Here is a 26,072-nt window from a genome sequence, read left to right on the forward strand (position 1 = left end):
TAAAAAAGGGATCTCTGGCGCCTGATCGGGCGGACTAAAGGCGGCATGTTTCCCGACAAGTCCTTCACTGAGCGCGTTGCGCTCCAGGATCAGCATCCGGCGTTTCCACGACAGGCTGAGCTGACGCCCGACATAGCGCATCTCGCGGCGGCACAGGATGTCACGCAGAGCCGTGCGCGACAGATTAAGCTCCCGATGCAGGTTCTCGGGACGGGCGGGCGGAACAGAGAACTTCGCGTTGAAGCGCTCAACAAACCCCGGCAGGAAGGCGTTGGCCTGATCCATCGTCGTCAGCCCCTCGAGCGCCAGCTCCTTGACCAGCCGGTCCTGCAACGTCCGGTTGGCCCGTTCCACGCGGCCTTTGGCCTGCGAACTGTTGGCGCACAGCATCTCGACGTTCAGCTCCGCCAGAGCCCGGCCAAACTGCGTCAGGCCCTGACTGCCCGTCGCATCCGCTTTGGCCACGCGAAAGACCGAGTTTTTATCTGAATAAAAGTCGATTGGACGGTCGCGGGCCTCCAGATAGAGTTCCAGCGCCTCGAAATAGCTGTCCGTGCTCTCGCTGGGCACAAACAGCAGCGTCATCAGGCGGCTTGTGGCGTCGTCGATAAACACCAGCAGCGTGCAGAAGGGACGGTCAGGACCAAACCGGCGATGCTCCGACCCGTCGATCTGCACCAGCTCGCCCAGACGCTCCCGACGGATCCGGCTCTGGTGAAAGCTCGAACGCGTCAGCCACAGCCCGTCCGCGTGCATCCAGCCACGCAGCGTCTCGGACGCAAGCGTCGGCCCGTAGGAGGGATAATGCACGCGCAGCAGCGCCAGCCTGGGCGCAAAGACTCTCGGGCCTGCGGTGTCCGCGTCCGCCATGCGCAAGCCCGCCGGCGCCGCGATCACGAAGGCGCTCCAGCAGGCGACGCGTCTGGCGCGTCGTCAAACCCAGAAGGTGGTCCGCCGCCGACGCGGTCGTGCGGCTCCCGCACAGCACCTCGGACAGCACACCAACCCGGCGCAGGTCTCGATCGTCCATCGACACCAGTCCCATGTCCGGCCTCCCGAACCGCACAACCGTGGCGACGATACGCTAACGCCAAAAACGGCAGGGAGGACATTTCTATTCGGCCAAAGTGGGACATTTTAATCCGGCGTGCAGGTTCAGGCTGAAGCGCGCCCCCAGGGCTGCAGCCTTTGATGAGCCGATCCATCGCCTCGGCCGGCGTGAGGTATCCGAGGCATTTTCTTGGCGTGGCGTTCATCAGACACTCGATCCCGGCGAGGTCTCTGTGCGTGAGAGATGCGAGATCTGTCCGGGAGGGCAGGAGCTTGCGCAGCCTGCCATTCATGTTTTCGACAGATCCCTTTTGCCACGGTGAGCGGGGATCGCAGAACCACACATCCATGCCGCCACGCGCGACCAACGGCTTATAGTGAAGGAATTCCGAGCCACGATCGAAGGTGAGGGATTGCCTGAGCGCCTGAGGCAGCGCAGCCATTGTGTGCAGCAAAGATCCTGTAATTCCAGCCGAGATCCGGCTTTCATGGCGCGAAATTCGGACAAAGCGCGTCGTACGCTCCACCAGGGTCATCAGATTGCGTTGCTGATTGATCTCGGCATTGAAGATCATCAGATCCGCTTCCCGGTGCCCGGGGATCGCGCGTGCGCTTACATTTTCAGGACGCGAGGCGATGCTGCGCTCAAAGGGAATACGCGGCCCGCGGCTGCGCCGGTGATATCGACGCAACCGGCTCCAAAGAGCTTCGTCACGCATCGGATGGCTGTAAATCCAGCGATAGATCGTCTCGTGCGACAGGAACACGCCGTCCCGGCGCAGTCTTCCGCTGATCTGCTCAGGCGACCACAGCCGGTTCAGACCGTCACGCACGACGTGCGCCAGATCGGGATCGCGCGACAGACGCGCCTGCAGCCGACGACGCTGATCCGCACGACCCTGCGCAGTCACGAGATAATAGCCAATCAGATCAATCTCGTCGCTGCGATGGGCATTGCGGCACAGCTCGCGACAGATCGTCGAGTAGTGGCGGCCCGTCCTGCGGGCGATCTCGCGCAGGCTGACCCGGGCCTCCCTGAGGGTTGCGATCAGGCGTCGTTCGGGGAGGCTGATATGGAGATATCCACGTGGCATTGAGCGGCTCCATCAGAAGGCGCAACCACGATAGAACCTCGCGTGTTGCACTTCAGATTAGAATCCACCCCGCGTACACAAACATGTTGCATAATATATATTATGCCAACTAAATGACATACTCGGCGACGGATCCGGCCAACACACTCCCATCGACCGGATCAAATTTTCCGACCACCGAGTTATGCGGTCAGGATCGTAGCGTGATGCGTCACATGGTCTTCGATGAAAGACTGTATGAACCAGTACGAGTGGTCATAGCCCTCGTGAAGACGCACACGCATTGGCTGACCCGCCAACTGGGCGGCTTTCTCGATCTCTTGTGGACGTAATTGAGTGTCGAGAAACTGATCGGCCATACCCTGATCGATCAGGATCGTATGTGGGTGGCGATGACCCGAAGCAATGAGCAACGTCGCATCGTGATCGGCCCAGTCTGAGCGGTTGGGGCCAAGATAAGCCGTGAGCGCTTTTTCTCCCCAAGGAACGACGGCAGGATGAACGATCGGCGCGAAGGCAGAAACCGACTTCCACAATTTGGGGGCCCGAAGCCCATGCACAAGCGCGCCATGTCCTCCCATAGAGTGCCCCATCAAGCCTAGCCGCTCGCCGTCTATGGGCATGACGGTGGATGTAAGCTCCGGCAGTTCACGGCTCAGATAACTCCCCATGCGGTAATGCGCCCGCCACGGCGTCTGCGTTGCGTCGAGGTAAAAACTTGCTGCCAGCCCGAGGTCCCAACTGTCCCCCTCTCCTGCAACGCCAGCGCCCCGAGGCGACGTGTCGGGAGCGATCACCGCGAAACCGCGTTCCGCAGCAAATCGGATTATTCCTGACTTAGTAAGGAATGTTTCATGATTGCACGTCAGCCCCGCCAACACGTAGAGCGCAGGAACGCGCTGACCGCTTTGCGCCCGAGACGGAATAAAGGCGCCGAAGCGCGCTACCAGCCCCAACTGGTCCGACTGATGGCTGTAAAATCCGACACGCCCGCCTGCGCAGATATGCTCGGAGTGGGTAGTGAGCGCCATGGTCAGATCTCCCTCTCTGATCAGTTCGACATAATACGCGGGAAATCGGTCGATGGTATGCTCAATTATCCGAGCGCCGCGAACGACACCCAGCCTCCAAGCGCGAGCGCGTGCGTCAGGAAGCGATGTTTACGTGACCCATGAATGACAAACTATGGCCCGAGGTCAAAGACGCGGAAGGCAGCATTGCGAAGGACGCCAGCCTGTGCGAACGCGTTGACCGGGCGGCAGGCTGGAAGCTTGAACTCATCCGCCAACGCCGAAAGACGAGGGTGTGCGCCGGCCGAATTTCGTGAAATTCTGTCAGCGAGCGCACGACCAGATGCCACTTGAATACGTTAGGGCGCTGACGCCATCGCCCACAGGAGGACGGACAGCGGAATGATCGTCAACAAACGTATCGGTTTAAGCGTGCTGCTACGCGAAAGCATGTGGACGCTGCTAGTACTCGGCGCATGGGACTTTCTTGTAGTCATCCTGTTTCAAGTTTTTCATCAAGAGTGGATGGAGCAGCCGGCTCTCCCGATCTCTCTGATCGGATCGGCGATCGCCCTGTTCATGGGCGTTCGCAACAACAGCGCCTATGCAAGATGGTGGGAGGGACGAGCGTTATGGGGGTCCATCACCAACAATAGCCGTTCGCTCGGACGCCAGGTGGGCACTATTCTTGGCGGTCGTCCGGACCTGGTCCTGGCGATGGCAGCCTACCCACACGCCTTGCGGCAAGCATTGGGTAGTGTCGACGCGTCCGAGGACGTGAACCGCCTACTGCCTCAGGACATGGCGGCACGGATCAAGGGGTGGCGCAATCAACCCAACGGCATTCTCTTCCAGATCGGCCTCGGCGTGACCGAGGAGTCCACAAAGCTGGGCATCGACGGAGCTCTGCACGGCCAGATTGATCGCATTTTATCTGACCTCGCCAATGCACAGGGAGGGCTGGAGCGAATACGCAACACACCCCTGCCCGTCCAGTTTTCGGCGGTTCCAAAAGTACTGGCGAACGTGTTCTGCATCGTGCTGCCCCTGTCGACGGTGCAGACGCTGGGCTGGATCACGCCTCTCGGCTCCTCGCTTGTGGGCCTGTTGTTCGTCGTGCTGGACAAGATCGGAGCAGATCTTGAGGACCCTTTCATCGATTCCGTTCATGCCCTTCCGATGGAAGCCATGGCCCGGACAATCGAAATCGATCTGTTGCAGTCCATAAGGGAGACCCCGAAACCACCACTTGCCCCTGCAGGCGGGGTGCTGCGCTGACAGCGTGAAGCGCTACCCGGCAATCGCACCACCCTGCAGGCGCTTCGGAGTTCCAGGACGAAGGCCTCCACCAAGGTTTCCTGTCAGCAAAAGGCGGACAGGAAACCGTCGTCCGTCACGGCGCTCAATAGGGTCGAAGGAAAGGGTTTCCCGGCTGCTGCCGGCCGCACCACGGAACCTCTGGCGCGCAGAGGCGGCGGCGGTTCAGTCTCCGGCCGGCAGGCTGCCCGAGACATGAGCCTGTTTTTGTGCTAGGGACAAGTCCCATGAACACTTTCAGATCTCCCCCCAAAGGCGGGGTTACGGACGCCATGGCGCGTACGGCAGCCGCCACCACAGCCGCTCAAGCGAAAACCAAAGTGAAGGACGAAGACCCTTTCAAAGAGGGTGATTCGATTGTCTATGCAGCGCATGGCGTAGGGCGCGTCGATCGCATCGGCGTGGATGAGATCGCGGGAACGCAGCTGGAGGTGATCCAGATTTCCTTCCCAGGCAACCAGATGACGCTCCGCATCCCCTTGACGAAGGCCCGGAAAGCCGGTCTGCGGAAAATCGTGTCGCGCGAGATTGTCGACAAGGCGATGGCGATCATCAAGGGCAAGCCGCACGTCAGCAAAGGCATGTGGGCGCGCCGCGCGGTCGCATATCAGGAGAAGATCAACTCGGGCGATCTCGTGCAGATCGCAGAGGTTCTCCGTGATCTCCGCCGCAATGTCGACAGCCTCGACGGCAGCTTCAGCGAACGCAAGCTTTTCGAGGCCGCGCAGGAGCGTTTCGTGGCTGAAGTCGCCGTGCTGGAGAAGAAGGAGCCAGCCGACGTGCTGCAGTCTTTGACGGCGGTCATGAAGGCGGCCTGACGGAGCAATCGGCGCGTCATGACGCGGTCTCCTCCGCCCTCTCTCGAGCACTCGGGGCCAAGCGTCAACGCCATCGTGCGTCGGGCCTACGCCGAAGTTCAGGAAGGCCGCTTCGAAGCGACACGTGACGCGCTCATGCCCTATTCAGGGCAGGGCGAGCACCGCGTCGATCTGCTGCTCGGGTTCGCATACGCCGGAAGTCGACAATTCGATCTGGCCGCGCCGCTGCTTGTCAATGCAGCCTTAGCCAATGTGGGCGCCAAGCATCCTGCCCATGACGTTGTAGAGCTTTTCGCACGCTTCGACATGCGGCCGGATGCAGAGCGCGCCGTGCGCGCGATTCTGGCCTTGACGCCCGAAGATGCGCGTATCCATGACGCACTGGGAGACGTGCTGTGTCAGATGGGGCGTTTTGACGAAGCCATCGGCATTCTCGAACAAGGCCTTAGCCTCCGGCCATATAATCCGCTGACGCTCAACCTGATGGCGATAGCCCGTGCAGAGCGCGGAGAGACCGAAACGGCGCTGGGGATGTTCCAGTCCGTGCTCAAACTGACGCCAAATAACGCCAGCGCACTCTCCAATCTCGCGTGCCTGCTCTCCGCCCTCAACAGGCCAGAAGAAGCGCTGGATTTGTATCGGTCGGCTATCGCCGAAAAACCGACTGACGCACAGATACGGCTCAACCATTCTGTAGCGTTGCTCAAGGCCGGGCGTTTCGCTCAGGGATGGTCCGAGCACGAGTGGCGCCTCAAGCTGCCGAATCATACCAGCCTCCCACGAGAAAAGCTTCTCCCGCCAATCGGACCAGACGTGGATATCCGAGGAAAGCGCATCCTGATCACGCAGGAGGAAGGGTTGGGCGATACGCTGATGTATCTGCGCTTCATCCCTGCCCTCGCCCGTCGTGGCGCGATCACGCATTTGTGGGTGCCTGATTCTCTGGAGCATGTGTGTCGGCGTGTGGAAGGAGTCGCAATAGTGCAGGTCGGGGGCGACGTTCCCCCATTTGACTGGCACTGCCCGTTCATAAGCCTGCCGCGCGCGCTGGTGGGAACGCCTGACGCCATGGGCGATCCGGTCCCGTATCTGCGCGCCGATCCGGCCAAGGTGGCGGAGAAAAGCCGTCTGCTCCCACGTAACGGCAAGCTGAATGTGGGTCTGGTATGGGGCGGGTCGCCACGCCCACATCATACTCCCGCACATATGGTGGACCGAAAACGATCGGCTTCACTGGCGGCAATGGCCCCGTTGGCTGCGGTTGAGGACGTCAATCTCATCAGCCTGCAGAAAGGCCCTTACGCCAAGGAAGCGTTCGATCCGCCGGAAGGCATGCGACTGTATGATCCGACTGACGAACTGCATGACATGGACGATACGGCGGCGCTGATGATGGGGCTCGACGTACTGGTGTCCGTGGACACCTCCGTCGTTCATCTGGCAGGCGCGTTGGGACGTCGCGTGTTGCTGATGGACCGCTTCGACAATTGTTGGCGATGGTTGTCTGGGCGGGAGGACAGTGTCTGGTATCCAGATTTGACGATCATAAGACAAGATCGTCTGGGTGACTGGGCTCCTGTCGTCGAACGGGTGGTCGTTGCGTTGCGGAAGATGGTTGCTGAGCGCCGGTCTACGTAAACGGGTCTGGAAGCCTGACATCGGCTTCGCAAATCGCCTTCGCGGCGCGCGACATGAAACGACAGGTAGCGTCAACCGCTCTATCGTTACAGGCGTATCTGTGAGTTCCGATACAGGTTCTTTTCGTTGTTTTTTGCATTTTTTTGTTCGTTTAGGCGTGTCCTGGCGAACGAGGTTCTAAAGGAATTTTGTCATGGCTCTGGCGTCGCTCATGAGCGGCTGGCGCGGTCCCACTGTGTCTCCTGTACGCGAATGTCTGGCGGGAATGGTTGCTACGTTCGCGCTGATCCCGGAAGTAATCGCTTTTGCATCGGCCGCAGGCGTCGACCCTTCGGTTGGCCTGTACGCCTCCTTCGTCATCAGCGTGGTCATCGCATTCGCCGGTGGACGCCCCGCCATGATCTCCGCCGCCGCAGGGTCAGTCGCACTGGTCGCAGCCGGGTTAGTGCACACGCACGGAGTACAATACCTGTTCGCGGCGACGTTGTTGTGCGGCGCGATCCAGGTAGTGTTCGGCTTGCTGCGGGTCCATGTTCTGATGCGCTTCGTGGCGCGTTCAGTTCGTACGGGCTTCGTGAACGCTTTGGCTATCCTGATCTTTTACGCTCAAACGCCGCATATGATCAGCGTGTCGTGGCAGACATACGCGCTGATCGCGCTGGGCCTCGCGATTATCTATCTCGTGCCGAAGGTTTTCACGGCCATACCTTCCCCGCTCATCTGCATCGTGGTTCTCACAGCGATTGTCACGATGTATCCGATGCCGGTGGAGACTGTGGCGGACCTTGGCCGCCTTCCGGACGGCCTGCCGACGCCGGGCTTCCCTCACCTTCCCCTGACTTTCAAGACGCTGGGCATCGTGGCCCCATACGCGTTCGCTATGGCGATGGTCGGGCTGCTCGAAAGCCTGATGACCGCACGGGTCGTCGACGATATGACGGGAACGACGTCGGACAAGCGCCGTGAGAGCGTCGGGCTTGGGCTGGCCAATTTTGCAGCCGGCGCGTTCGGCGGAATCGGCGGATGCGGGATGATCGGTCAAACCGTAGGCAATGTTCGTTACGGCGGACGGGGACGCCTCTCAACATTGATGGCCGGGGTTTTTCTACTCGTACTGATCGTCGCGCTTCGTCCGTTCATTGCCCGCATACCGGTCGCGGCACTCGTCGCCATCATGGTCATGGTGTCGATCAGCACGTTCTCATGGGCGTCGCTGCGTGAACTGGTCGCGCACCCGAGACTGGCGAGCACAGTGATGCTCAGCACGGTTGCGGTGGTGGTCGCCACCAGCGACCTTGCGGCCGGCGTGGCCGTTGGCGTTCTGCTGAGCGGCGTATTCTTCGCTTCGAACGTCTCTTCAATGCTTCGCGTGGAAAAGATGCTGGACGCTACCTCCGGCGCGCGAAAATACGTCGTGCGCGGCGAAATTTTCTTCGCATCAGCGGAGCTTCTCGAGGAATCGATCGATTACGGCGATTCTACCGAAACATCCGGCGTCGCCCCCGCTTCACCACGAGATGTCGTTATCGACCTTCGGAGCGCCCATCTTTGGGACATTACATCTGTGGGATCGGTGGAGGCCATCGTGGAGAAACTGCGCGCACGGGGGCACAGCGTGACGTTGCTTGGCTTAAACGAAGCCAGCGAAGCGCTGCTGCGGCGCCACGGGGATGTTGACGCCACTATAGCCTGACTTTGACCGCTCTCCCCTTGTTAGGGGAGCATTGCGTGTCGTCTCTTCCGTCACCCTTTTTTTACCTTCGGAGCTTACGGCTGGTTCCGAAGGTTTCGCGGCACACGGACGCAGGCACACTGTGCTGATCCAATATTCGTGAACCCTTTCTGACCGCTCTCTGTCGACCCGATATCCGTCGGTTCTGCAGCTACTGATCGGCCAGCCCGAATTGCGGCAATGAAGTCAGGGTTCATGTCCAAACGCCGAAATCGTCAACTGCCTGACGGGTTGCACCGTCTCTGGAAATACGCGCGTGAGATGCTGCTCAGCCTGGCGCGAGCGCGCGGCGGGAATGTCGTCGTACTCACCGCGTTCTGCGCATTGCCTGTAATAACTGCAATGGGCGCCGCGATCGATATTTCGCGCGTGCATGGCGCACAGACATCGCTGCAATCGGTCTGCGACGCTGCGGCTCTTGCCGCGGCGAAGAGCGGAAACCTTTCCGTAGCAGCTGCGGAATCTTCCTCGGGTAGGACATCCGACGCACAGGCGGCCGCCTCCTCTGCGGCACAATCCTTTGTCAGCGGCAATTATTTGACTTCAGGCCTGACATCCTCTCCGGACCTAAGCATCTCAACAACCGTGAGCGCCGCGAATGTCGTAACGGTGACAGTAACCCTGACTTACAACCAGTCATTGTTGTTCGGGTCGATCTTCGGAATCAGCTCGACGCCGGTGACGGTGACGTCAACTGCTACGGTCGCTTTAGGCAGTTCCTACTATCAGGTCGTATTTCTTATCGATGTCTCGAACTCGATGGGGATCGGCGGCACCTCAACCGCGATCGCCGCATTGCAATCGAACAGGCAGATACAATGCGCATTCGCCTGTCATGACCCCAATTCCTACTCATCCGTCACCACCGACTGCGTAGCGTCTTCTGGAAGCGGCAATCGCCATCATGGGGGTTCATCCAACGGCGCGAGCGTATGCGATAAGCGTGCAATTGCAAAAGCCGCCGGAATTTCCCTGAAAATCGATTATGTTAGTCAGGCTGTCGAAGACTTTATCACTCAGTTGGATGAGTACACCGGAAACGACACCACACATTTTACCGTCGCCATAGATACATTCGGCACAAATTTTACGCAGGCGCTTGCTCCGACGACGAACCTTTCATCAGCGCTGACCGCCGCCGAGAACATCGACATCGAGACGGTATTGCCATGGGCGACGTACAACTATGGCTACACGTACACCCAGAAAGCTCTCAGTTCAGCTTTGTCATCAATCACGAATGTCGGCGACGGCTCATCTCCGACGAAGATGCGAACATTTCTGGTCTTTTTGTCAGACGGGGCTGAGGACCTCCCCGGCCCTTATGTCGATTATGGGCGGTCGCTGGACGTCGCTTACTCCAGCCAATGCGACGCTTTGAAAAATTCCGGAATCAATATTTTTTCTATATGGGCGCATTACTATCCGATTCCAACAGATTCACAATACTCAACGCTGGTTGCGCCGATCAGTGCGAATCTCGGCCCGACAATGCAGGCTTGCGCGTCCTCTTCCGACCAATATTTCGAGGCGTCGGACGGTCCCGCGATCCAGAGCGCGATAAGTTCAAGCTTCGTGGCAATTGCGGCTGCGGTCGGCCTGCATCTGTCGAAGTAGAGATGGCGGCCGCCCCGATCATGAAGCGTCAGATCGGAGGCGGTTTATACCAGGTCGGCGCACGCTGCCCGTGATGATGTTTAGGATGTAGCGTCGTGTGTTCCTGCTCGTCAGAACATGCCGCGGGGAGAAGAGCCACTGCGACCAGCGCGACCAAACACAGCCGCCTTATCGCACCGCTTACCCTCGTCCCAGACGAAGTCAAAATCCAATTGCCGATTTTAAGGGGGGGTAATGTCATCTGTCATCTTCTTCGCGTCGAACGGCTCAAGCGCAAAAGGTATCGCCGCTTCTTGCGAAAGTTGCAACGCGAGACCGTCTGGCGCCTGGGCGCCATCCGAGCGCGCCGCCACGCTTTGAGCCGCGCGCGCCAGCAGAGACGCCGCCACATCGTTATGACCTGCCGCGCGAGCGGCATGGGCTTCGACCACCAAAGCGCGCGCCATAGCGCGATACTCGCCAGTACTCTGGCGCGATGCAACGGACTCAGCAGCCAGAGACATGGCTTCTGATGGCGACGAGGAAAGCGACGCGCGGGCGCGAAGTTCCGCGAGATCCCCTTTTAGAACCGCCGTATGCGGGCGGGGTGCGCTCGCAAGCGTCTGAATACTGGCGGCGAGCGTCCTGATATCGCCTCGATCCGAAGCAATCAGGCCGCCGAGAAAAGCAGCGCGAAGCGCCACGTCATGAATAGAACTCGTACGAGCCTGCGCCGCGCTGCGCGCAGCCTCATCATATCGCCTCAGCCGGTAAAGCGCCGCAGCGCTCACAAGGTTCAGACCTCCTGTGTCCGGGCGGGTAACGCCTGCTTTTCCTCTGGTCCCCCGCCCCGGCGTCACGGCGTCAGATGAAGCGCGCAAAGACAACGCCTCGCGTGCTTCGCGCACAGTAGCAAGGGCGTTCTCAGGCTCACCTGCCGCAAGCTGCGTGACAGCCAGATTGAAAGACGCATCTGCGATCGCAGCCGCATCGTCATGGCGCACGGCCAGCCGCGTGGCCATCCGATACTGTTGCTCCGCCACCGAATAACGCTCGATAGCGAGGGCGTTCTGGCCGGAATCCATAGCCTGAACGTATTCGTCATTCTGCTGCTTCACCGTGTCGTCCGGCTGTGCGCCGCCGCATCCCAATAGAGACGACGTCAAAAACAGAGCCGCCACAATCGGGACGCCGACAAACCGCGAGCGGGGGTGAATCGTCCTCATGGGGACACCGTGCGAGCGGGCAGACGGTGTTCCGTGGAAGTCGTGTGGCCACCCAGAAGCCACAGACCGCGCAACTGTTCAGTCAGCTTCTGAAGATTATAGAGCGACATCTGAGCCTGGGTCATCAAGGCAGGGAAATCGGCAAGACTTTCGTCGGCGTTCTTGGCGATCGAAGGCAAACGCGGCGTAGCGTTTTTAAGATCGTTGGTCGCCGACTGAACATTCGCCATCGAAGCGTCGGATTTCGCAAGAATGGCCTTCACTTGCTCTTCTTCCGGGCGCAACCGGTTGATGACGTCGTTCAAGGACACGATGGTGGATTCAGCCTGCCGGATCAGCTGGTCATTCGTAAGGAGTTCTCCGACGTTCCCCTTGCCCGCATGGATATCGGTGACGATGGCGTCGAGTTCGCCCGTCATATGCCGAGCATTGGCGATGGCTGGCATGACCTGCGCCTGAATGTCTTTCAGGGTCTGGGTGATCATATCAGTGGGGCTAGGCTCTGTTGTCGCGTTGATGACCGCGTAATTCCAGTTCATGGGCTCGCCCGAACCGCGCGTCAGATCCAGATAACTGGCGCCGGCCACCACGAACTGCTTTCGAATGACAGCCTGGCTATCGCGGCGGATGAAGGGCTCGACCTGAGGATCGAGATCCACGATCGCATACATCGCCCCCGACGGATTCAACCGGATGGCCCGGATCGTTCCCGCGTGCGCGCCGAGAATCTGCACATCGCCGCCGACCGTAAGCCCGCCCACGCCTGAATTCGGCAGAATGACGCGCAGGCTGGCTGGCGGGCTAAGCCAGTCACTGAGCACGCCCGCCTCGACGACTGCGCCCGCAAACAGCAGGGTGCTGATCAATACGAGCAGCCCGACCCATTCGTCGGCATAACGAAGACGGATGAGAGGGCGGCTTCTGTTCTGCCGTAATCTGATCTGGAACATCAGCGTATCCGTACCGTTAGCAATCCGTCGTCCGCAAGCCGCCACTGGGAGGTCACCGCGCGACGATACTCACGCCACGTCGATGAAGTTCGGCCGAACCAGATAACCGACGCGCCGCGGTCACGCGCCTCGGTCAACGATTCAAGGAATGGCGTCGACAGATCGACCGCAGTGGTTTCAAGGGGATCTTCAAGCAGCAACAACCTTGGTTTTCCAAGAAACCCCCTGACGCAGGTCATGCGAGCCAGATCTGCGTCGGACAATCTTCCCGGCGCATCTACTGGAATGCCCGGAAGTCCGAAACGTTCCCCAAGCCGCACGGCCTCTGCCGTAAGGTCCTCTATGGAACGGTTCGTGTGGTGAAGTTCCTTGAGCATCATCTGCATATGCGCGCCAAACAAGCCGCTCCAGTTTGGACGACGCGTAATGCGCCCGATTCGTCCACGCAGGGCGTTCGCACGGCGGTCACCCAACGCGCTCCAGTCCAGACCAAGAAAACGCACAGTTCCGGCCCGAAGATCGAGCATTCCTGCACACAAATCAGCGAACATGGTGGCTCGTCCCATATCGCGCGTTTCAATGACCATGCACTCGCCCGGCATCAGCCTCATGGTCAGCGGCAACGGCGGCAAAGCCGCGCCTTCCTGCAACAAGGTCGCCCCAGACAACTCCAGCACGGCGCCAACCGTCCGTTTCATGGCGTGCCCAGCCAATTGAGGCGACTCTTCTTGCGACACAGCCGGTCTCCCTCACAATTTCAGGCTGAACAGGACGCTTACGGCCATGACGATCAGCATTCCTCTCGAAAAGCCCCGCGGCAACATTGTCGACACCGTGTCTTCGCTGCTCGCCGTCAGACCGCTGACGCAACAACCGAGCCCCACCAGAAATCCAACGACGATGAACTTCAGCGGGATGAGGATGTAATCGGCTGGCGTCATGGCCGTGACGACGTCGTAAAAAAACGACCAGATGGAGTTGGAAATCGCCCCCGAGGCGCGACTGACGACATAACCGGTAGCAAGCGACGCTACGGAGAACAGTATGCCAAGCGTAAAGCCCGACACGGTGAAGGCCAGAGTGCGCGGCAGCACCAGCAATAAGAAAGGATCGACGCCTTCAGCCTGCATCGACTTGACCTGTCCGCCGGTCGTAAGCATCCCCAACTCGGTAAGCGCCAGCATTCCGCTGCGTCCGAGCATAAGCACGCCCACCAGAATGGGCGCGATTTCACGGACGATAACGGTCACCAGCAGCGAGCCCGTCATCTTCGACATCCCGGCGAACCCAAGCCAGTAGATAGCCTGCGACACGCCCCCTAACCCGGTCAGCGTGCCAGTGACGAGCGTCGCCACAAGACCGCCTCCAGCGACCTCACCAAGCGTCGTACGAAATTCGTAACGGACGGTCCGACGCCAGGTGTTGGGACGAACGCTTTCGTGCAGGACGCCCCAGATCGTCCCCAGCATGATCAGAAGAAACCACACTCGATGACGGGTTACGCTGCCGATGAAAGCCAGAAACACCCGTATCTTGCCGGAAAGGGTGTTCTCGTTCGGTTGGCTGTCGTCGCGAGCGTAATGCGCGACGCACTCCTCGTCAGGACGTGCGGCGCCGCCAGCCGTCCCGGCAAACGCCTCCCCGTCGCGCTGGCTCCCGCCGTCGGTTGGCGGCGTGTCTGGCTGATCATCGCTCATCGCCGCGTGGCGAGCACGTAGACGCGCCCAATTCCCGAACCTGGCGCATAGAACGAACCACGGCTGCGGAACAGGTAACGATCGCGCAAGGCCTGATAGACCCGTTCGGTCACCTCAATCGTGCCGACGTCCGGGGCGCCCTGCGCCATCAACTCAGCCAGAGTGACAGTCTCTCCCCAGAGATTGAACGTTTTCGGCTCCTGCCCCAACTCGCCGCCCAGAGCCGGACCAAAATCCATCCCGATGCTGAAAATCGGCTCAATATTCGCCGCCGAAAGCAGCATCATGCAGCGCTCACGCAGCGCCAGCGCCGCCTCAGCCAAACGTCTGATCGCACTGGGGTCAGGCTCCGCAGTGCACCCTGCGATGCAGATCAACCTGTGACCGGCCACCTTGACCGAGAAAAGCTCGTGCGTCCGCGCGATATTCTGAACTTCCGTGGCGATCTGGTCGATCAGTTTGAGAAGCGCCTCTGGCCCCTCCCCGCTCTCCATCACCGGATCGCTGAAGGTGATCACCATCACAGCGACGCTGGGAAAGGCGCCCGGCGTCGTCTGGCCAGCTACCACAGGCGGACGCACAAGCGCTTCATCGAACCTGGGTGTCGACAATCCAGCAGGAGCGGGCGCGAGAAGTTCGGACTCACTCGTCACGGTAGTCGTTTCGGCCGCGGCCCCGAACCTGACGGCGGCAAGCGCCGCAACGATGTCGACAAAATAAACCAGATGCGGCGCGAACACAGCGTCCTCGAGCGTCATCATACCGATCACGCCGGAGGATCCGTGGCTTGCTCCCCGGATCGGATGCACGATCAGAGACGTCGTTCCTGCTTCGCGCATCATCAGGCGGGAGAAACCAGCGGTCCTCTGATCCTTGCTGGCCACCGCAACGTTCACCGTCTCACCCGCATCCAGAAGTTTGAAAAATTCTTCCAACTCATTACGGGAAAGTTCAAAACCACCGGAATGAGCGTCAAGAGAACTGTCGTAACTGTCGTCGCATATCAACGCCGTTCCATCGTGAAGCAGACGCCAGATCGCAACCCGGCGAGCATGACTGGTTCTCGCTAACGCCTCGGTCAACGACAGAGGTTCGCTGGCCCCGTCAAAAAGGTCCGGAGTATCAGCCAAACGTTGCAGTGCATCCGCTTCGGAGGCCGTCTGCATTTTCTGCCGCTTCAACTCCCGATTGGCGCGATCGGTCTTTCTGCTCTGATGCGCCAGAAGTCCCGCGAGAATCGCGGCAAGTGCGACAATGATAGCCGAGAACTGGATGCTCTCACGTCCGCTAGTCCGCGCAAATGCAGCGAAGTCGCTTTCCGGCGCGACCATCAGCAAAACCCAGCCATCGGTCGTCGGCAGATTTTCAGCGATTCCTATATAGTTTTTGCCGCCGGACTTGAATGCATGAGATCCAACGCCTCGCACCCGGAAACGATCATACACCTGCAGAAACGTGGATTGCGTCTTGGGATCGAGCACCATCTGGGACGGATCGCCGTGAGCGCGGGCGACAATATTGGAAAAGTCATGCCCGGCGATGATATGCCCAGTTCGGTCAAGGATGATCGCCTTGCCGCTTTTGCCGATCTTGAGACTATCGATAAACTGGCTTAACAAATTCAGCGACGTATTGATCGCGAACGCATACTTGCTGCCGTCAGTTCCCGTGAGTCCGATTGAACTGGTGATGACCAGTTGCTTCGTCGTCTCGTACAATGTCGGCGACGACCACGAAATCTCGTCCTTGCCAATAGCGCTCTTGAACCAACCGCGGTCACGTGGATCGTAGTGATCGGCGGGGTTTTCTTCTGAGCGAAGCAGCTTGCCGTGCTCATCATAAAAATCATGATGGAACACGCCGTCCGCACCATCGGCTCCCGGGCGTAATTGTGTGTACTCCATCCCCTTTCCGTGCGGATCCCGCTCGATCAGAATGAAGCCCCCCTTCTCGTCCCCTAGGTAGAAGGACTGCAACTGCGGCACCAACCGAAGCATCGAGCCGCCGTAAGCGTAGAATGCGATATCTTTCGACGCCGACCGAGCGTGGCCAATAAAATCCTGCGCGAAGGAAGCGCCTGTCGTCGCCGCAGACAGATACCCCGTCACGTCCTGCACGACATATCGCTGCACTGAATCGAGCAGATCATGCGTCAGGCCCAAAACCCCGGCTCGGGTCGAACGATAGGTATGCAGGCCGATCCCGCCGATAGTGGCAAGGATCAGCGCAACGCTGAGGAGGGGTACGCCAATTTGAACGAGGCGTTGTCGGGTTGTCCGGCCGGTCTGTTCAGTCGGATCGACAATCTCGTGCGAGGCCAAGAGTCCGGCTTCCTCTCACTGGGGCGCCTGATCCCGACGGGGGGCGCAATGGACGTCATTCGGCGGTAATCTATTCATAACAAGGCCATGCGTCACGCGATGGTGAACCCGGCAGCCCTGCAACTCACAGGGGAGACAACGACGAACTATCCCCAATGGTTCGATCGAACCTTGGAAACAGTGCGTTACGTAATAGGCGTTAGAGACCGATGACGCCAGCGGATAGCCCAGTAAAGCGCCGTAAAGACGAACATGGCGGAAAAACTGGCCGGATAACCAAACCACACGCCCGACGCGCCATAGAGGTGGGCCGCTATATATCCGGCGGGCAATTCAACGCAGATGATCGCGCCAAGCAGAAGAGACATCGGCCCAACCGCGTCGCCGCTGGCGCGCATGGCGGACCCGAGCACGCCGGCCAGCGCGAGCGGCGTCGCGCTCCACATCACGACACGAAACGCACGCGACGCAAGAGCGATTACATGCGCATCGGCGGTGAACAACGACGCGATCAGCGCCGGATCTAATGTCACGAATGCAGCAAGCCCCCCAGCCAGCGCCAGCGCCACGCAAAAGCCGAGGCGCAACACCGCGCGCGCCTCCTTCTCGTCACGCGCCCCAATGGCGTGAGCGGAAAGAACGGAAACAGTGATGCCCACCGCCATGCCGGGATATTCGATATAGGTGAGCGTCTGGACGAATAGCCCGTAAGCCGCAGTCATATCTGAGCCGAAGCTGTTGATCCTCCCGACCAGAGCAATCTCCGCAACTCCCATGGTCATGATCTCGACCATCGTGGGAAGGCCAAGCTGGAGTATTGGACGAAGCACCCGCCACGGAGCAAAAATTTGCCGGGCCATTTCAAGATCAGGCGCCAACGCGTGACGGGACAATCTGAGCCAAATCCCAACAACGATCAGGGCCATCACCCAGCCGATAACCGCCGCCGCCGCTGAGCCGGCGACGCCAAGCACAGGCGCTCCGAACCTCCCCTCGATCAGGATGGGTGTCAGCAGAAGCGATGTCAGAATCTGGACGATCATCATCACCAGCGGACGCACGCTGTCGCCGGCGCCCCGAAGGATAATCGCCGTCACCACGAGCAGAATGAGCCCCGGTGCACCCATCAAGATCGCCGCGGCATATCGGACCGCATGATCCAGAACGTCCGCGGGCGTACCGAAAAGGACCAACAAGGGCCGGATGGAGACCTGACCAAAGGCGCAGATCGCGAGTCCAAGCGCAAAAGCGACGCCCAGCGCAGCCGACGCGACGGTACGCGCCTCGCCCTGATCTCCCGCTCCCCAGTTCTGACCGACCAGAATGCTCGCACCGGTCCCCAGTCCCACGGAGCAAGAGATAAACACGAGAAACATCGGATAGAATGCACTGGCCGCGGCCAGATCATGCGGTCCCAGCAGGCGGCCGACATAGATATTGCCGATTGTCCCCGAAAGCGATTGCAGGACGGTGTCAAAAAGCACGGGCGCCATGAACAGGAAGAAACGCCACGGCAGCGTGCGATCACGCCCCTTGGACGAAGCGATGTCGACGGTGACGTCCCGGGCGAGTTGTTCGTCCAGACCTGTTGGAACGATATCGGTCATGATCTTCCGCCAATGGCCGCATTCCCGCCGCCTGGCGGGCGACCATTCCGATCATCGGCGGCGCTGTCCTGGAGCGTCGAGGCGAGCGGCGTCACGCCCCTGTGAATATCCGATCCGGATAAGGTATCTGTAACACATCGTCCATAAGGCTTGCATGTGCATGATGTGATTGATGAATGGGAAGACGACATAGGCAACGCTTGCCTGCGGCCCCGGCAATCGAACTCGTCTTTGCAGGGTCTCCGGTTGCTTTGCCTAGAAGGGCCGCCGACAAACCACGCAGGCTCAGCCATTCACTGTGAGTTCCGTGTGTCACCTGACACAGAAAACTCATACCGATAAGATTAAGATATCTAATGAAATCATGGTGCTGCTGGACAGGATTGAACTGTCGACCTCTCCCTTACCAAGGGAGTGCTCTACCACTGAGCTACAGCAGCGCCGGAGTGAGGGGTAGCTACAGCCTGTGGCTCTTCGCCGCAACCCTCGAAACCACCGTTTCGGCAGATTTTTTTTGCCCCGGTCAGTCGTCGCGGTGGATTTTTTCCATACGCTCATGACGCTCCTGCGCCTCGATCGACAGAGTCGCGATCGGACGTGCGTCAAGGCGCTTCAGGCCGATCGGCTCGCCGGTTTCCTCGCAATAGCCGTAAGATCCATTGTCGATGCGCTGCAGCGCCAGATTGATCTTACCAATCAGCTTTCGCGCCCGGTCACGGGTGCGAAGCTCAAGCGCCCGATCAGTTTCAACGCTGGCGCGGTCTGTTACGTCTGCTTCGTGAATCCCGCCTTCGGACAGGCTGGCCAAAGTGCCTCCGGCCTCCTTGAGCAGGTCGGCGCGCCACTTCAGCAATCTTTGCCTGAAGTATTCAACCTGCAGGGGGTTCATGAATTCTTCGGCTTCGGACGGCGTGTAATCCGGAGGAAGTGTGATCATGAGTGGCGTCTCCGCTCATGGGCCGGAAAAAGCCCAATAATGCGCGGCTTATACCCTCGCCTTTCCGCCCCGCCAAGCACGAATTGCTCAGGAGGTCTTCAGCGGTGAAAGGACGTTCACTTGCTCGGCAAAGAATAAGGCCCGTCGTTCATCGGTTCGTGAACACCGGGCGCGCGCCGCCGCGCCTCCCATCGCTTGGTTTTCGCCGCTTCGACAGCGACGCGCACTCGGATCTCTTCAATGACATCATGCGAGCCTGTCTCCGCGATGGGAGGCGCGCGTTCAAGAATCCGACTCAGGGAATTGAACGCGAGACACGCGTCGCCGTCACACAGCAGGGCCAGTTGCAGGGAACGAAGCGCGTCAGTGGCGTCGCTTCCCCATTTCATGTCGGCTTTTGTTCTGCCCGCAGGGACTCGTTCACTCCCCTGCCCCTCCAGTTCCTGGAGGGCGAGTAAACCCGACGACGCCACATTCGCGGAGGAGACGACCGCCGTATCTTCCTTGGGACCATCGAGCGTGAACCCCGGGCTTCCAGGCTTCCTCGCGGCGGTTTTCCTCCCTGCATAAAGCGGCGCTCGTCCGATAGGGTAAAGCGTGGTCATGACAACAACCCGACCGGCGACGGCCATGATCTGCGAAGGCCATCGCGGAGTGCTGATGTGTTTCTTTTCGGCATCATCCGTCCCGTCGTGCAGCGTTGAGGAATTATTTGCTCTTCGTCGGCATAGTGTCCCCTGAAAAAGTTGACGAGTGGCAAAAATCGGCATGTTCCTTCCCTTGAGCAAAGCGCGGATTTACCTGACGCCTGCATGGCGTCGCGTAATGGCGGGGTTGATGATCGGATGGGTCTGCCTCTTCGGCGTTAGCGCGCAAGCCGCACAGGTTCGAATCAAAGATATCGCTGATTACGAAGGCGTGCGAAGCAACCAGCTTATAGGATACGGTCTTGTCGTCGGCCTCCATGGAACCGGCGACAAGCTGACGAACGTGCTGTTTACCCGCGAAACTCTGATCAGCATGCTCAACCGCCTTGGCGTGAATATCCGTGATCAGGAAATTCAGCTTCAGACACATGACGTTGCGGCTGTTATGGTGACCGCCGACCTTCCGCCGTTTTCACATGGCGGCGGGCGGATCGACGTGACCGTTTCCGCAACCGGCGACGCCAGCGATCTTACCGGAGGAACGCTTCTGGTGACGCCGTTGATGGCCGCCGATGGCGAGGTCTACGCGGTCGCCCAGGGCTCCCTCGCGACCAATGCTTTCGCTGCGAGGGGCGCGGCGGCGTCAATCGTGCATAATATCCCGACCAACGGACATATCGCTAACGGCGCCATTGTCGAGCGAGAGGTTCCCGTTGACCTCACCAATAGAAAACTCATTCACCTGTCACTAAGAAACCCGGACTTCACAACCGCGACACGCGTCGCGCAAGTAATCAATACGGCGTTGCGCGGAGCGGTGGCGTCAGTGGAAGACCCGCGTACGATAGCACTCGACCTCAGCGCCAGAGACCGCATGGAATCGCTGTATCGTATTGGAGACCTGATGGTCGAACCGGATACGCTCGCCAAAGTCGTCGTCGATGACGCCAGCGGTACAATCGTCATCGGAAACGATGTCCGCATCAGCACTGTCGCAATCGCGCAGGGCAACCTGACAATCCAGGTGACGGAGACGCCTATAGTGTCGCAGCCGGGACCACTTTCGAACGGCACAACTGCCGTAGTTCCTCGTACAAATATAAACGTCAACAACGGAAACAACGCCAAGTTGGGCGTTTTACGTAACGGTCCCACTTTGGGAGACCTCGTCACTGGCCTCAATTCTCTCGGCGTCGGGCCACGCGACATGATTTCCATCCTTCAAGCCATCAAGGCCGACGGCGCTTTGCAAGCGGATCTGGAAGTTCGATGAGCGTTATTTCACCCGGTTCCTACGGCGATACACGCACGAACAATAACGGGACCGCGTCTTTTACGCCCCAATCCATAAAAGCGCCCTCAAATGCGAACGCAGATGAGACCATCCCCGTCGGAGCCCTACTTTCTCCAGGCACGGCAGAAGGTCCCGTCGACGCGAAAGCCTGGAAAGCCGCGACCGACTTTGAGGCGATGACGACGGCGCAATTTCTTCAACCAATGTTCGCGACTGTGGATGAATCGAAAGAGCTTTTTGGCGGAGGCGCTGGAGAAGCCGCGTTCAAACCGATGTTGATCACTGAAATGGCCAAGGAAATGGAGAAAAGCGGCGGCCTCGGGCTGGCGCGCTCGATCTACCGGCAGATTCTGGCGATGCAGGAAAAAAAAGATGACTGACGATGTGCTTGTGGCAATCGAAACTGTTCTTTCTGTGGTCGAGGAAGAGAATGCCCGTCTCGCTGCAGGCGATATTCCAGCTGCGACCGCACTGCTGCCGAAGAAAGAAGCGGCGCTTGCAGGATTGTCGAGATTAACTCCGACTTGTGAGCGCGCGGACGGACCCGGCGACGCCTGCTGCACCGTAGACGTTTCAGATGCGGTGACACGTCTCAACGCCACGTTAGATCGCAACAAGGAGTTGCTCCAGCAGGCCATGACAATTCAAAATTATGTTGTTCGTTTGCTCAGTGACGCAGCGTTAGCGACCCCGCACTCCGCCCATTACGGTCAGAGTGGATCATATATGACGAACAGCCGGGTCTCCGCGAGGGCATTTACGAGCAATGCGTGACATTCTCGCAGTTGCCATTAGTTCACTTTGAAATATTAAGGAAATTACGTTAAAAATTATCAGAAAACATCCAAATATGATATATTATATCAAGAATATAAACAATATCATACTCACAAACGCAAATAAAATTCGAATATTTTGTTTATTTCCCGATTGACACGATCACCAACCTGCCTTCGAAGCTTCCTGAGTGCTGACCATTCTCAAAAAAAGCAACGCCGTCCGCTTGCATACGCACGTAATCCATAAATCCCCCGTCGCTCCAACCGGCGTCATAAAACGATCACAGGACTCGCTGCCTCCGCAAATCTATCTTCCGCCGCCGCAGGGGGCATCCCTGGGCGAAAGAGCTGCGGACATCGATGAAATTCACATTAGCGCTTACAACGTGCCTCACCGGGGCTGCTGTTTTGCTTACGACGACTGCGTCTTATGGTCAGAGTTCGACGACGGCGCAACGCAAGGCGAAGCACTCGACAAGCCGAAGCCGTGCATATCAGCAGCCAGCGGCTACCCAGCCCAACGGTCGCCCAGAAGCACCCGCAGTCCGCTCTGCGCGCCCCGTAACCAAAGCATCTGCGCCGCGCGCGGAGGCCGCCAGAAGCGAATCTATCGTTGTGCTCGGTGCTGGCGCGTCTAAGGAAACGCAGACCATCAGCCACGCTGCGATACAGCAATATGTCCCCGGCACCAGTCCGTTCAAGGCGTTATCCAAACTCCCTGGCGTGATGTTCACGTCATCAGATCCGTTGGGATCTTACGAATGGTCGCAGCAGATCATCATCCGAGGCTTTGATCAGAGTCGCCTCGGGTTCACGATGGACGGAATACCGCTGGGAAACCTCGCCTACGGCAACGACAACGGCCTTTCCATAGGGCGCGCGCTCCAGACCGAAAACAACGGGCCGGCCACCCTGACCCAGGGCGCCGGTTCGATCGGCGTCGCCGCCTCGAATGACCTCGGCGGCGCGTTGCAGTTTACGTCGATCGATCCAACTAAAAAATTTGGGGTCGACGTATCCGGTACCGTAGGTTCGGCCGCGACGTGGCGTACATTTGCGCGCGTCAACAGCGGCGAACTGCCGGGTGGTGGACGGTTCTATGTGTCCTACGATCATCAGGGCGCGAACAAATGGAAGGGTGACGGCGTCCAGATTCAGGATCAGGCCAATGCAAAATACGTTCAACCCTTTGGCGAGCACGTAAAACTTACCATTTTTGGCGACTGGTCCAAACGCGCGGAGAACGATTACCAGGATCTGTCGCTCTCGATGATCAGACGTTACGGGTATAGACTGGACAATATCACCGGGAACTATCCGCTCGCCAAGCAGATCGGATCTGCCTACCAGAACGGGACGGCGTTTCCTGCAGGAATCGAAAATCAGGACACCACCTATTACAACGCGGCCGGACTTCGTCAGGACGCGATGGGTTATGGCAAGCTCGACTTCGACATTACCGACCGCCTCAAAGGCTCGATCACAGGATACGGTCACACAAACTCCGGCGAAGGCGTCTGGGTGACTCCCTACAACGCCACGCCTGCAGCGCTCGGCGGTTCGCCTCTCTCAGTGCGCACAACGGAATACGATATTCACCGCGCAGGTTTTATCGGCAGCCTGACATACAAGATCGGCAACCATACGATCGAAGGTGGTTTCTGGTTTGAAAACAACAATTTCGAGCAGGCTCGCCGATTCTATCCCCTGAGTCAGAATGGAACGCCTGATTCGATCCACTGGTACAAAGGAAATTCCTTTGAAACTCAATGGCAGAGCGCGTTCAACACCAAGACGTATCAGGTTCACATTGGAGACACATGGCGCGTCACGCCCAACCTGAAGGTGAATTACGGCTTCAAGTCCCTTATCGTCGATAACAACGCGCGAGCCATGAACGGCAACTATCAGGGAACGCCTCTCGCCACGGCCTATCCTTCGGGTTCGCTAAACAGCACCAACGGCTTCCTGCCGCAGGTGGGCGTCAATTATCGTATCAATCAGAACAACGAACTGTTCGCCGACTACGCCCGCAACATGGCGGCGTACGACAGCGCCCAGACGTCGGGCCCATTCTCAACAACCACCGCCGGGTTTCAGGTCCTCAAAGGAAAGCTGAAACCGGAAATGTCGAACACCGAAGAACTGGGTTATCGCTTCCACAACCGCGTGATTCAGGCGTCTATCACTGGATACTACGTCGAGTTCCAGAACCGCCTGCTGGCCGTAACGCAAGGCGTGGGCATTCAGGGCAACGCGTCGGTTCTCTCCAACGTCGGCGGAGTCACCGCGCGCGGCGTGGACATGGCTTTCAACTGGATATTCGCGCGCAACTGGTCGCTGTTCGGGTCATACGCCTTCAATAACTCTTTCTATAACAACAACGTTTATTCTGATGGCGTGATGTCGGCTCGGATCAAGGGCAAGAACGTCGTCGCGATGCCGCGTAACCTCGCCAACCTGCAACTCGGCTACGATGACGGTGCGATCTGGGGCAACGTGTTGATGCAGTTTCAGGACCGTCGTTACTACACCTACACGAACGACGCGTATGTTCCGGGCAACGTGATCTTCAACCTGAACGTCGGCTACCGCTTCCAGAGCTCCAACTGGTTCCTCCGTGGGCTCGACGCACAGGTCAACGTCACCAACCTGTTCGACAAGCACTATGTTGCGACCGTCGGCAGCAACGGTTTCGAGAATTCCGATCCTTCGGGCACTTTCCAGACGCTTCAGGCTGGGGCGCCGCGTATGGTGTTCTTCACACTTCGCAAGCACTTCGATTGACCTGCCCATGTTCTTCGGAGCAGCCGCTCTGAAGAACATGCATCACTCTTGCGCAAGGCGCTCCGTGATATCTCCGCGCACTTCGCCGTTATCCTCCGTTGCGCATTCATGAATTGCGCTTGCGCGAAACCGGCGGCTCGCTACAAATCTAAAGAGTATCTTTTGTAGCGGGCGGGCGTGACTACAGGCCGTATGACCGATTTCGAGATTGAAGCGCATCGCTCCGTCGGTTGGTGGAAACACCCGTGGCGGTAATGCCCCACGTTCCTGTTCATCCGGTCGAAACAGCGCTCATCGTGCGGAACAGCTTTCTGCTCGCCTTCCCTGCCCTGTTCTCCATCGTCAACCCACTCGGCGCGTCGATTATCTTCCTGCAGGCGACGGGAGAACGCTCGCGCGTAGAACGCGCTACAATTGCGCGGACTGTGGCTCTTTACTCATTCGTACTGCTGCTAGCTTCGGTATGGATAGGTAGCGCCGTGTTGAGTTTTTTTGGCGTCACCATCAATGCGCTGCGCGTCTCGGGCGGTATGGTCGTCGCAGTTCGAGCGTGGGCGATGTTGCAAAGTCCCGAAACAACGGAATCCCGCCGTGAAAAGCAGGCTCTGGAAGCAGGCCGCCCCATAAGCTCCCCACAGTGGAGCGACATTGCGTTCTTCCCGCTAACCATGCCGTTTACTGTCGGCCCAGGCAGTATCGCCGTGGCGATCACGTTGAGTTCGGGGGGCGCAGAATCACATTTCCTATCCTATAGCACTGGCATTTCCCTTGCTGCTGCGGTCGTGGCGATCACTGTGTGGATCGCTTACGCCTATGCCGAACGCCTGACTGAAATTCTCGGTGTAACGGGAACCCGTATCCTCAGCCGTCTCGCCGCTCTGATCCTCCTGTGCATCGGCGTGCAAATCGCAGCTGGCGGCGTCATTGGGTTCGCGCGGGACGTGCTCACGCCTCCAGCGTGACGGTGCGGTCAACTCAGATTAACGCCTGCCTCACCGCCTCGCGCAACGCTGGCAGCACGTCCTCCCCAAACCATGGAGAGCGGCGCTCCCAACCCGTGGTCCGCCAGGACGGATGCGGCAGCGGAAAATAACGCGGTAGGAAAGAACGAAAATCCCGCACCCGTGCGGTGACGTTCCCCGGCCCCAAAACATGATTCTGGGCATAGGCGCCAACCAGCAGCGTCAGACGGATATCGGGCATGAAGGCCAGAACCCTGTCGCGCCAAAGCGGCGCGCATTCCGGCCTTGGCGGTCTGTCACCGCCACGCGGCAGACGTCCGGGGTAACAGAAACCCATCGGAAGGATCGCGACGCGTCGTGCGTCATAGAACGTCGCGTGGTCCATCTGAAGCCACTCTCGGAGGCGGTCGCCCGATGCGTCTGTGAACGACTGTCCGCTCGCGTGGACCTTCGTCCCGGGCGCCTGCCCGGCGACCAGCAGACGCGCGGTCGTCGATACATGAAGCACGGGACGCGGACCGAGAGGCAGTTCGCCAGCGCAAACCGTGCAAGCGCGGATTTCCCGCACGAGCGCATCCAGCGCCTCCTCGCTCACCGGACCACGCCCACG

The 26,072-nt window shown here is 59.1% G+C and carries 22 protein-coding genes and 1 tRNA gene; 10 read left to right on the forward strand and 13 right to left on the reverse strand.

What is annotated here, in order from left to right:
* The 3 genes from HK28_RS03870 to fghA all read right to left on the reverse strand — a co-directional run.
* The coding region (locus HK28_RS03870) for an ISNCY family transposase (RefSeq protein WP_143217309.1) at nucleotides 1-897 on the reverse strand (897 nt) is incomplete at its 3' end.
* Nucleotides 894-2,144, reverse strand: coding sequence for an IS30 family transposase (locus HK28_RS03875; protein WP_086643309.1), 1,251 nt, complete (start codon nucleotides 2,142-2,144; stop codon nucleotides 894-896). The genes HK28_RS03870 and HK28_RS03875, both read right to left, overlap by 4 nt.
* Before the next feature lie 182 nt (nucleotides 2,145-2,326).
* Nucleotides 2,327-3,175, reverse strand: coding sequence for an S-formylglutathione hydrolase (fghA, locus tag HK28_RS03880; protein ID WP_086643310.1), 849 nt, complete (start codon nucleotides 3,173-3,175; stop codon nucleotides 2,327-2,329).
* Nucleotides 3,176-3,556: 381 nt separating this feature from the next.
* Between fghA and HK28_RS03885 the strand changes: the two genes are divergently transcribed.
* From HK28_RS03885 to HK28_RS03905, 5 genes are all read left to right on the forward strand, one after another.
* Nucleotides 3,557-4,432: a bestrophin family protein gene (locus HK28_RS03885; protein WP_086643311.1), complete on the forward strand. Its 876-nt coding sequence runs from the start codon at nucleotides 3,557-3,559 to the stop codon at nucleotides 4,430-4,432.
* A gap of 266 nt (nucleotides 4,433-4,698) precedes the next feature.
* Complete coding sequence (locus tag HK28_RS03890) at nucleotides 4,699-5,289, forward strand: CarD family transcriptional regulator (protein WP_026398483.1); 591 nt, start codon at nucleotides 4,699-4,701, stop codon at nucleotides 5,287-5,289.
* An 18-nt stretch (nucleotides 5,290-5,307) separates the two neighbouring features.
* Nucleotides 5,308-6,927 (forward strand): tetratricopeptide repeat protein, encoded by a 1,620-nt coding sequence (locus HK28_RS03895; protein WP_086643312.1) that lies wholly within the window; start codon nucleotides 5,308-5,310, stop codon nucleotides 6,925-6,927.
* Between the two features lie 193 nt (nucleotides 6,928-7,120).
* Nucleotides 7,121-8,620 carry a SulP family inorganic anion transporter gene (locus HK28_RS03900; protein WP_233140336.1) on the forward strand — a complete coding sequence of 500 codons (1,500 nt, stop codon included), beginning with the start codon at nucleotides 7,121-7,123 and terminating at the stop codon, nucleotides 8,618-8,620.
* A 234-nt stretch (nucleotides 8,621-8,854) separates the two neighbouring features.
* Nucleotides 8,855-10,276, forward strand: a complete 1,422-nt coding sequence (locus HK28_RS03905; protein WP_158093387.1) for a TadE/TadG family type IV pilus assembly protein — start codon at nucleotides 8,855-8,857, stop codon at nucleotides 10,274-10,276.
* 221 nt (nucleotides 10,277-10,497) lie between these two features.
* On the opposite strand, the gene HK28_RS14210 is transcribed toward HK28_RS03905, so the two are convergent.
* From HK28_RS14210 to HK28_RS03950, 9 genes are all read right to left on the reverse strand, one after another.
* Entirely contained in the window at nucleotides 10,498-11,481 is a 984-nt protein-coding gene (locus HK28_RS14210; RefSeq protein ID WP_086643314.1) for a hypothetical protein, read from the reverse strand.
* Nucleotides 11,478-12,431 (reverse strand): MlaD family protein, encoded by a 954-nt coding sequence (locus tag HK28_RS03915; protein WP_086643315.1) that lies wholly within the window; start codon nucleotides 12,429-12,431, stop codon nucleotides 11,478-11,480. Before HK28_RS03915 ends, HK28_RS14210 begins: the two co-directional genes overlap by 4 nt.
* Complete coding sequence (locus HK28_RS03920; RefSeq protein ID WP_026398488.1) at nucleotides 12,431-13,129, reverse strand: hypothetical protein; 699 nt, start codon at nucleotides 13,127-13,129, stop codon at nucleotides 12,431-12,433. The genes HK28_RS03915 and HK28_RS03920 overlap by 1 nt, the downstream gene beginning before the upstream one ends.
* A 51-nt stretch (nucleotides 13,130-13,180) precedes the next feature.
* Nucleotides 13,181-14,128 (reverse strand): ABC transporter permease, encoded by a 948-nt coding sequence (locus tag HK28_RS03925; protein WP_086643316.1) that lies wholly within the window; start codon nucleotides 14,126-14,128, stop codon nucleotides 13,181-13,183.
* Nucleotides 14,125-16,449 carry an adenylate/guanylate cyclase domain-containing protein gene (locus HK28_RS03930; RefSeq protein WP_086643317.1) on the reverse strand — a complete coding sequence of 775 codons (2,325 nt, stop codon included), beginning with the start codon at nucleotides 16,447-16,449 and terminating at the stop codon, nucleotides 14,125-14,127. Before HK28_RS03930 ends, HK28_RS03925 begins: the two co-directional genes overlap by 4 nt.
* 185 nt (nucleotides 16,450-16,634) lie before the next feature.
* Nucleotides 16,635-18,056 carry an MATE family efflux transporter gene (locus HK28_RS03935; protein ID WP_086643318.1) on the reverse strand — a complete coding sequence of 474 codons (1,422 nt, stop codon included), beginning with the start codon at nucleotides 18,054-18,056 and terminating at the stop codon, nucleotides 16,635-16,637.
* 365 nt (nucleotides 18,057-18,421) lie between these two features.
* A tRNA-Thr gene (locus HK28_RS03940) sits at nucleotides 18,422-18,496 on the reverse strand.
* 83 nt (nucleotides 18,497-18,579) lie between these two features.
* Nucleotides 18,580-18,993: an RNA polymerase-binding protein DksA gene (gene dksA / locus HK28_RS03945; protein WP_086643319.1), complete on the reverse strand. Its 414-nt coding sequence runs from the start codon at nucleotides 18,991-18,993 to the stop codon at nucleotides 18,580-18,582.
* Between the two features lie 116 nt (nucleotides 18,994-19,109).
* Nucleotides 19,110-19,598 carry a flagellar assembly protein FliX gene (locus HK28_RS03950; protein ID WP_158093388.1) on the reverse strand — a complete coding sequence of 163 codons (489 nt, stop codon included), beginning with the start codon at nucleotides 19,596-19,598 and terminating at the stop codon, nucleotides 19,110-19,112.
* Between the two features lie 220 nt (nucleotides 19,599-19,818).
* Here HK28_RS03950 and HK28_RS03955 point away from each other — a divergent pair, with 220 nt between their 5' ends.
* The 5 genes from HK28_RS03955 (at nucleotide 19,819) to HK28_RS03975 (ending at nucleotide 25,462) form a co-directional block, all read left to right on the forward strand.
* Nucleotides 19,819-20,913 carry a flagellar basal body P-ring protein FlgI gene (locus tag HK28_RS03955; RefSeq protein ID WP_233140347.1) on the forward strand — a complete coding sequence of 365 codons (1,095 nt, stop codon included), beginning with the start codon at nucleotides 19,819-19,821 and terminating at the stop codon, nucleotides 20,911-20,913.
* A complete protein-coding gene (locus tag HK28_RS03960) occupies nucleotides 20,910-21,314 on the forward strand; it encodes a rod-binding protein (RefSeq protein ID WP_086643322.1) in 405 nt (134 codons plus the stop codon). The genes HK28_RS03955 and HK28_RS03960 overlap by 4 nt, the downstream gene beginning before the upstream one ends.
* Nucleotides 21,307-21,708: a hypothetical protein gene (locus HK28_RS03965; RefSeq protein WP_086643323.1), complete on the forward strand. Its 402-nt coding sequence runs from the start codon at nucleotides 21,307-21,309 to the stop codon at nucleotides 21,706-21,708. The genes HK28_RS03960 and HK28_RS03965 overlap by 8 nt, the downstream gene beginning before the upstream one ends.
* A gap of 365 nt (nucleotides 21,709-22,073) precedes the next feature.
* Nucleotides 22,074-24,500 carry a TonB-dependent receptor gene (locus HK28_RS03970; protein ID WP_086643324.1) on the forward strand — a complete coding sequence of 809 codons (2,427 nt, stop codon included), beginning with the start codon at nucleotides 22,074-22,076 and terminating at the stop codon, nucleotides 24,498-24,500.
* Between the two features lie 254 nt (nucleotides 24,501-24,754).
* Nucleotides 24,755-25,462 carry a MarC family protein gene (locus HK28_RS03975; RefSeq protein WP_086643325.1) on the forward strand — a complete coding sequence of 236 codons (708 nt, stop codon included), beginning with the start codon at nucleotides 24,755-24,757 and terminating at the stop codon, nucleotides 25,460-25,462.
* A 13-nt stretch (nucleotides 25,463-25,475) separates the two neighbouring features.
* Here the strand turns inward: HK28_RS03975 and HK28_RS03980 are convergent, their stop codons facing one another.
* Nucleotides 25,476-26,057: a uracil-DNA glycosylase family protein gene (locus tag HK28_RS03980; protein ID WP_086643326.1), complete on the reverse strand. Its 582-nt coding sequence runs from the start codon at nucleotides 26,055-26,057 to the stop codon at nucleotides 25,476-25,478.
* Nucleotides 26,058-26,072 lie beyond the last annotated feature (15 nt).

The organism is Acetobacter sp. DsW_063 (assembly GCF_002153745.1).
GTDB lineage: Bacteria > Pseudomonadota > Alphaproteobacteria > Acetobacterales > Acetobacteraceae > Acetobacter.

Coding starts and splice junctions, on each gene's coding strand:
- HK28_RS03875 (WP_086643309.1), bottom strand. CDS start 2,144: ATGCCACGTGGATATCTCCATATCAGCCTCCCCGAACGACGCCTGATC.
- fghA (WP_086643310.1), bottom strand. CDS start 3,175: ATGGCGCTCACTACCCACTCCGAGCATATCTGCGCAGGCGGGCGTGTC.
- HK28_RS03885 (WP_086643311.1), top strand. CDS start 3,557: ATGATCGTCAACAAACGTATCGGTTTAAGCGTGCTGCTACGCGAAAGC.
- HK28_RS03890 (WP_026398483.1), top strand. CDS start 4,699: ATGAACACTTTCAGATCTCCCCCCAAAGGCGGGGTTACGGACGCCATG.
- HK28_RS03895 (WP_086643312.1), top strand. CDS start 5,308: ATGACGCGGTCTCCTCCGCCCTCTCTCGAGCACTCGGGGCCAAGCGTC.
- HK28_RS03900 (WP_233140336.1), top strand. CDS start 7,121: ATGGCTCTGGCGTCGCTCATGAGCGGCTGGCGCGGTCCCACTGTGTCT.
- HK28_RS03905 (WP_158093387.1), top strand. CDS start 8,855: ATGTCCAAACGCCGAAATCGTCAACTGCCTGACGGGTTGCACCGTCTC.
- HK28_RS14210 (WP_086643314.1), bottom strand. CDS start 11,481: ATGAGGACGATTCACCCCCGCTCGCGGTTTGTCGGCGTCCCGATTGTG.
- HK28_RS03915 (WP_086643315.1), bottom strand. CDS start 12,431: ATGTTCCAGATCAGATTACGGCAGAACAGAAGCCGCCCTCTCATCCGT.
- HK28_RS03920 (WP_026398488.1), bottom strand. CDS start 13,129: ATGAAACGGACGGTTGGCGCCGTGCTGGAGTTGTCTGGGGCGACCTTG.
- HK28_RS03925 (WP_086643316.1), bottom strand. CDS start 14,128: ATGAGCGATGATCAGCCAGACACGCCGCCAACCGACGGCGGGAGCCAG.
- HK28_RS03935 (WP_086643318.1), bottom strand. CDS start 18,056: ATGACCGATATCGTTCCAACAGGTCTGGACGAACAACTCGCCCGGGAC.
- dksA (WP_086643319.1), bottom strand. CDS start 18,993: ATGATCACACTTCCTCCGGATTACACGCCGTCCGAAGCCGAAGAATTC.
- HK28_RS03950 (WP_158093388.1), bottom strand. CDS start 19,598: ATGACCACGCTTTACCCTATCGGACGAGCGCCGCTTTATGCAGGGAGG.
- HK28_RS03955 (WP_233140347.1), top strand. CDS start 19,819: ATGGCGGGGTTGATGATCGGATGGGTCTGCCTCTTCGGCGTTAGCGCG.
- HK28_RS03960 (WP_086643322.1), top strand. CDS start 20,910: ATGAGCGTTATTTCACCCGGTTCCTACGGCGATACACGCACGAACAAT.
- HK28_RS03965 (WP_086643323.1), top strand. CDS start 21,307: ATGACTGACGATGTGCTTGTGGCAATCGAAACTGTTCTTTCTGTGGTC.
- HK28_RS03970 (WP_086643324.1), top strand. CDS start 22,074: ATGAAATTCACATTAGCGCTTACAACGTGCCTCACCGGGGCTGCTGTT.
- HK28_RS03975 (WP_086643325.1), top strand. CDS start 24,755: ATGCCCCACGTTCCTGTTCATCCGGTCGAAACAGCGCTCATCGTGCGG.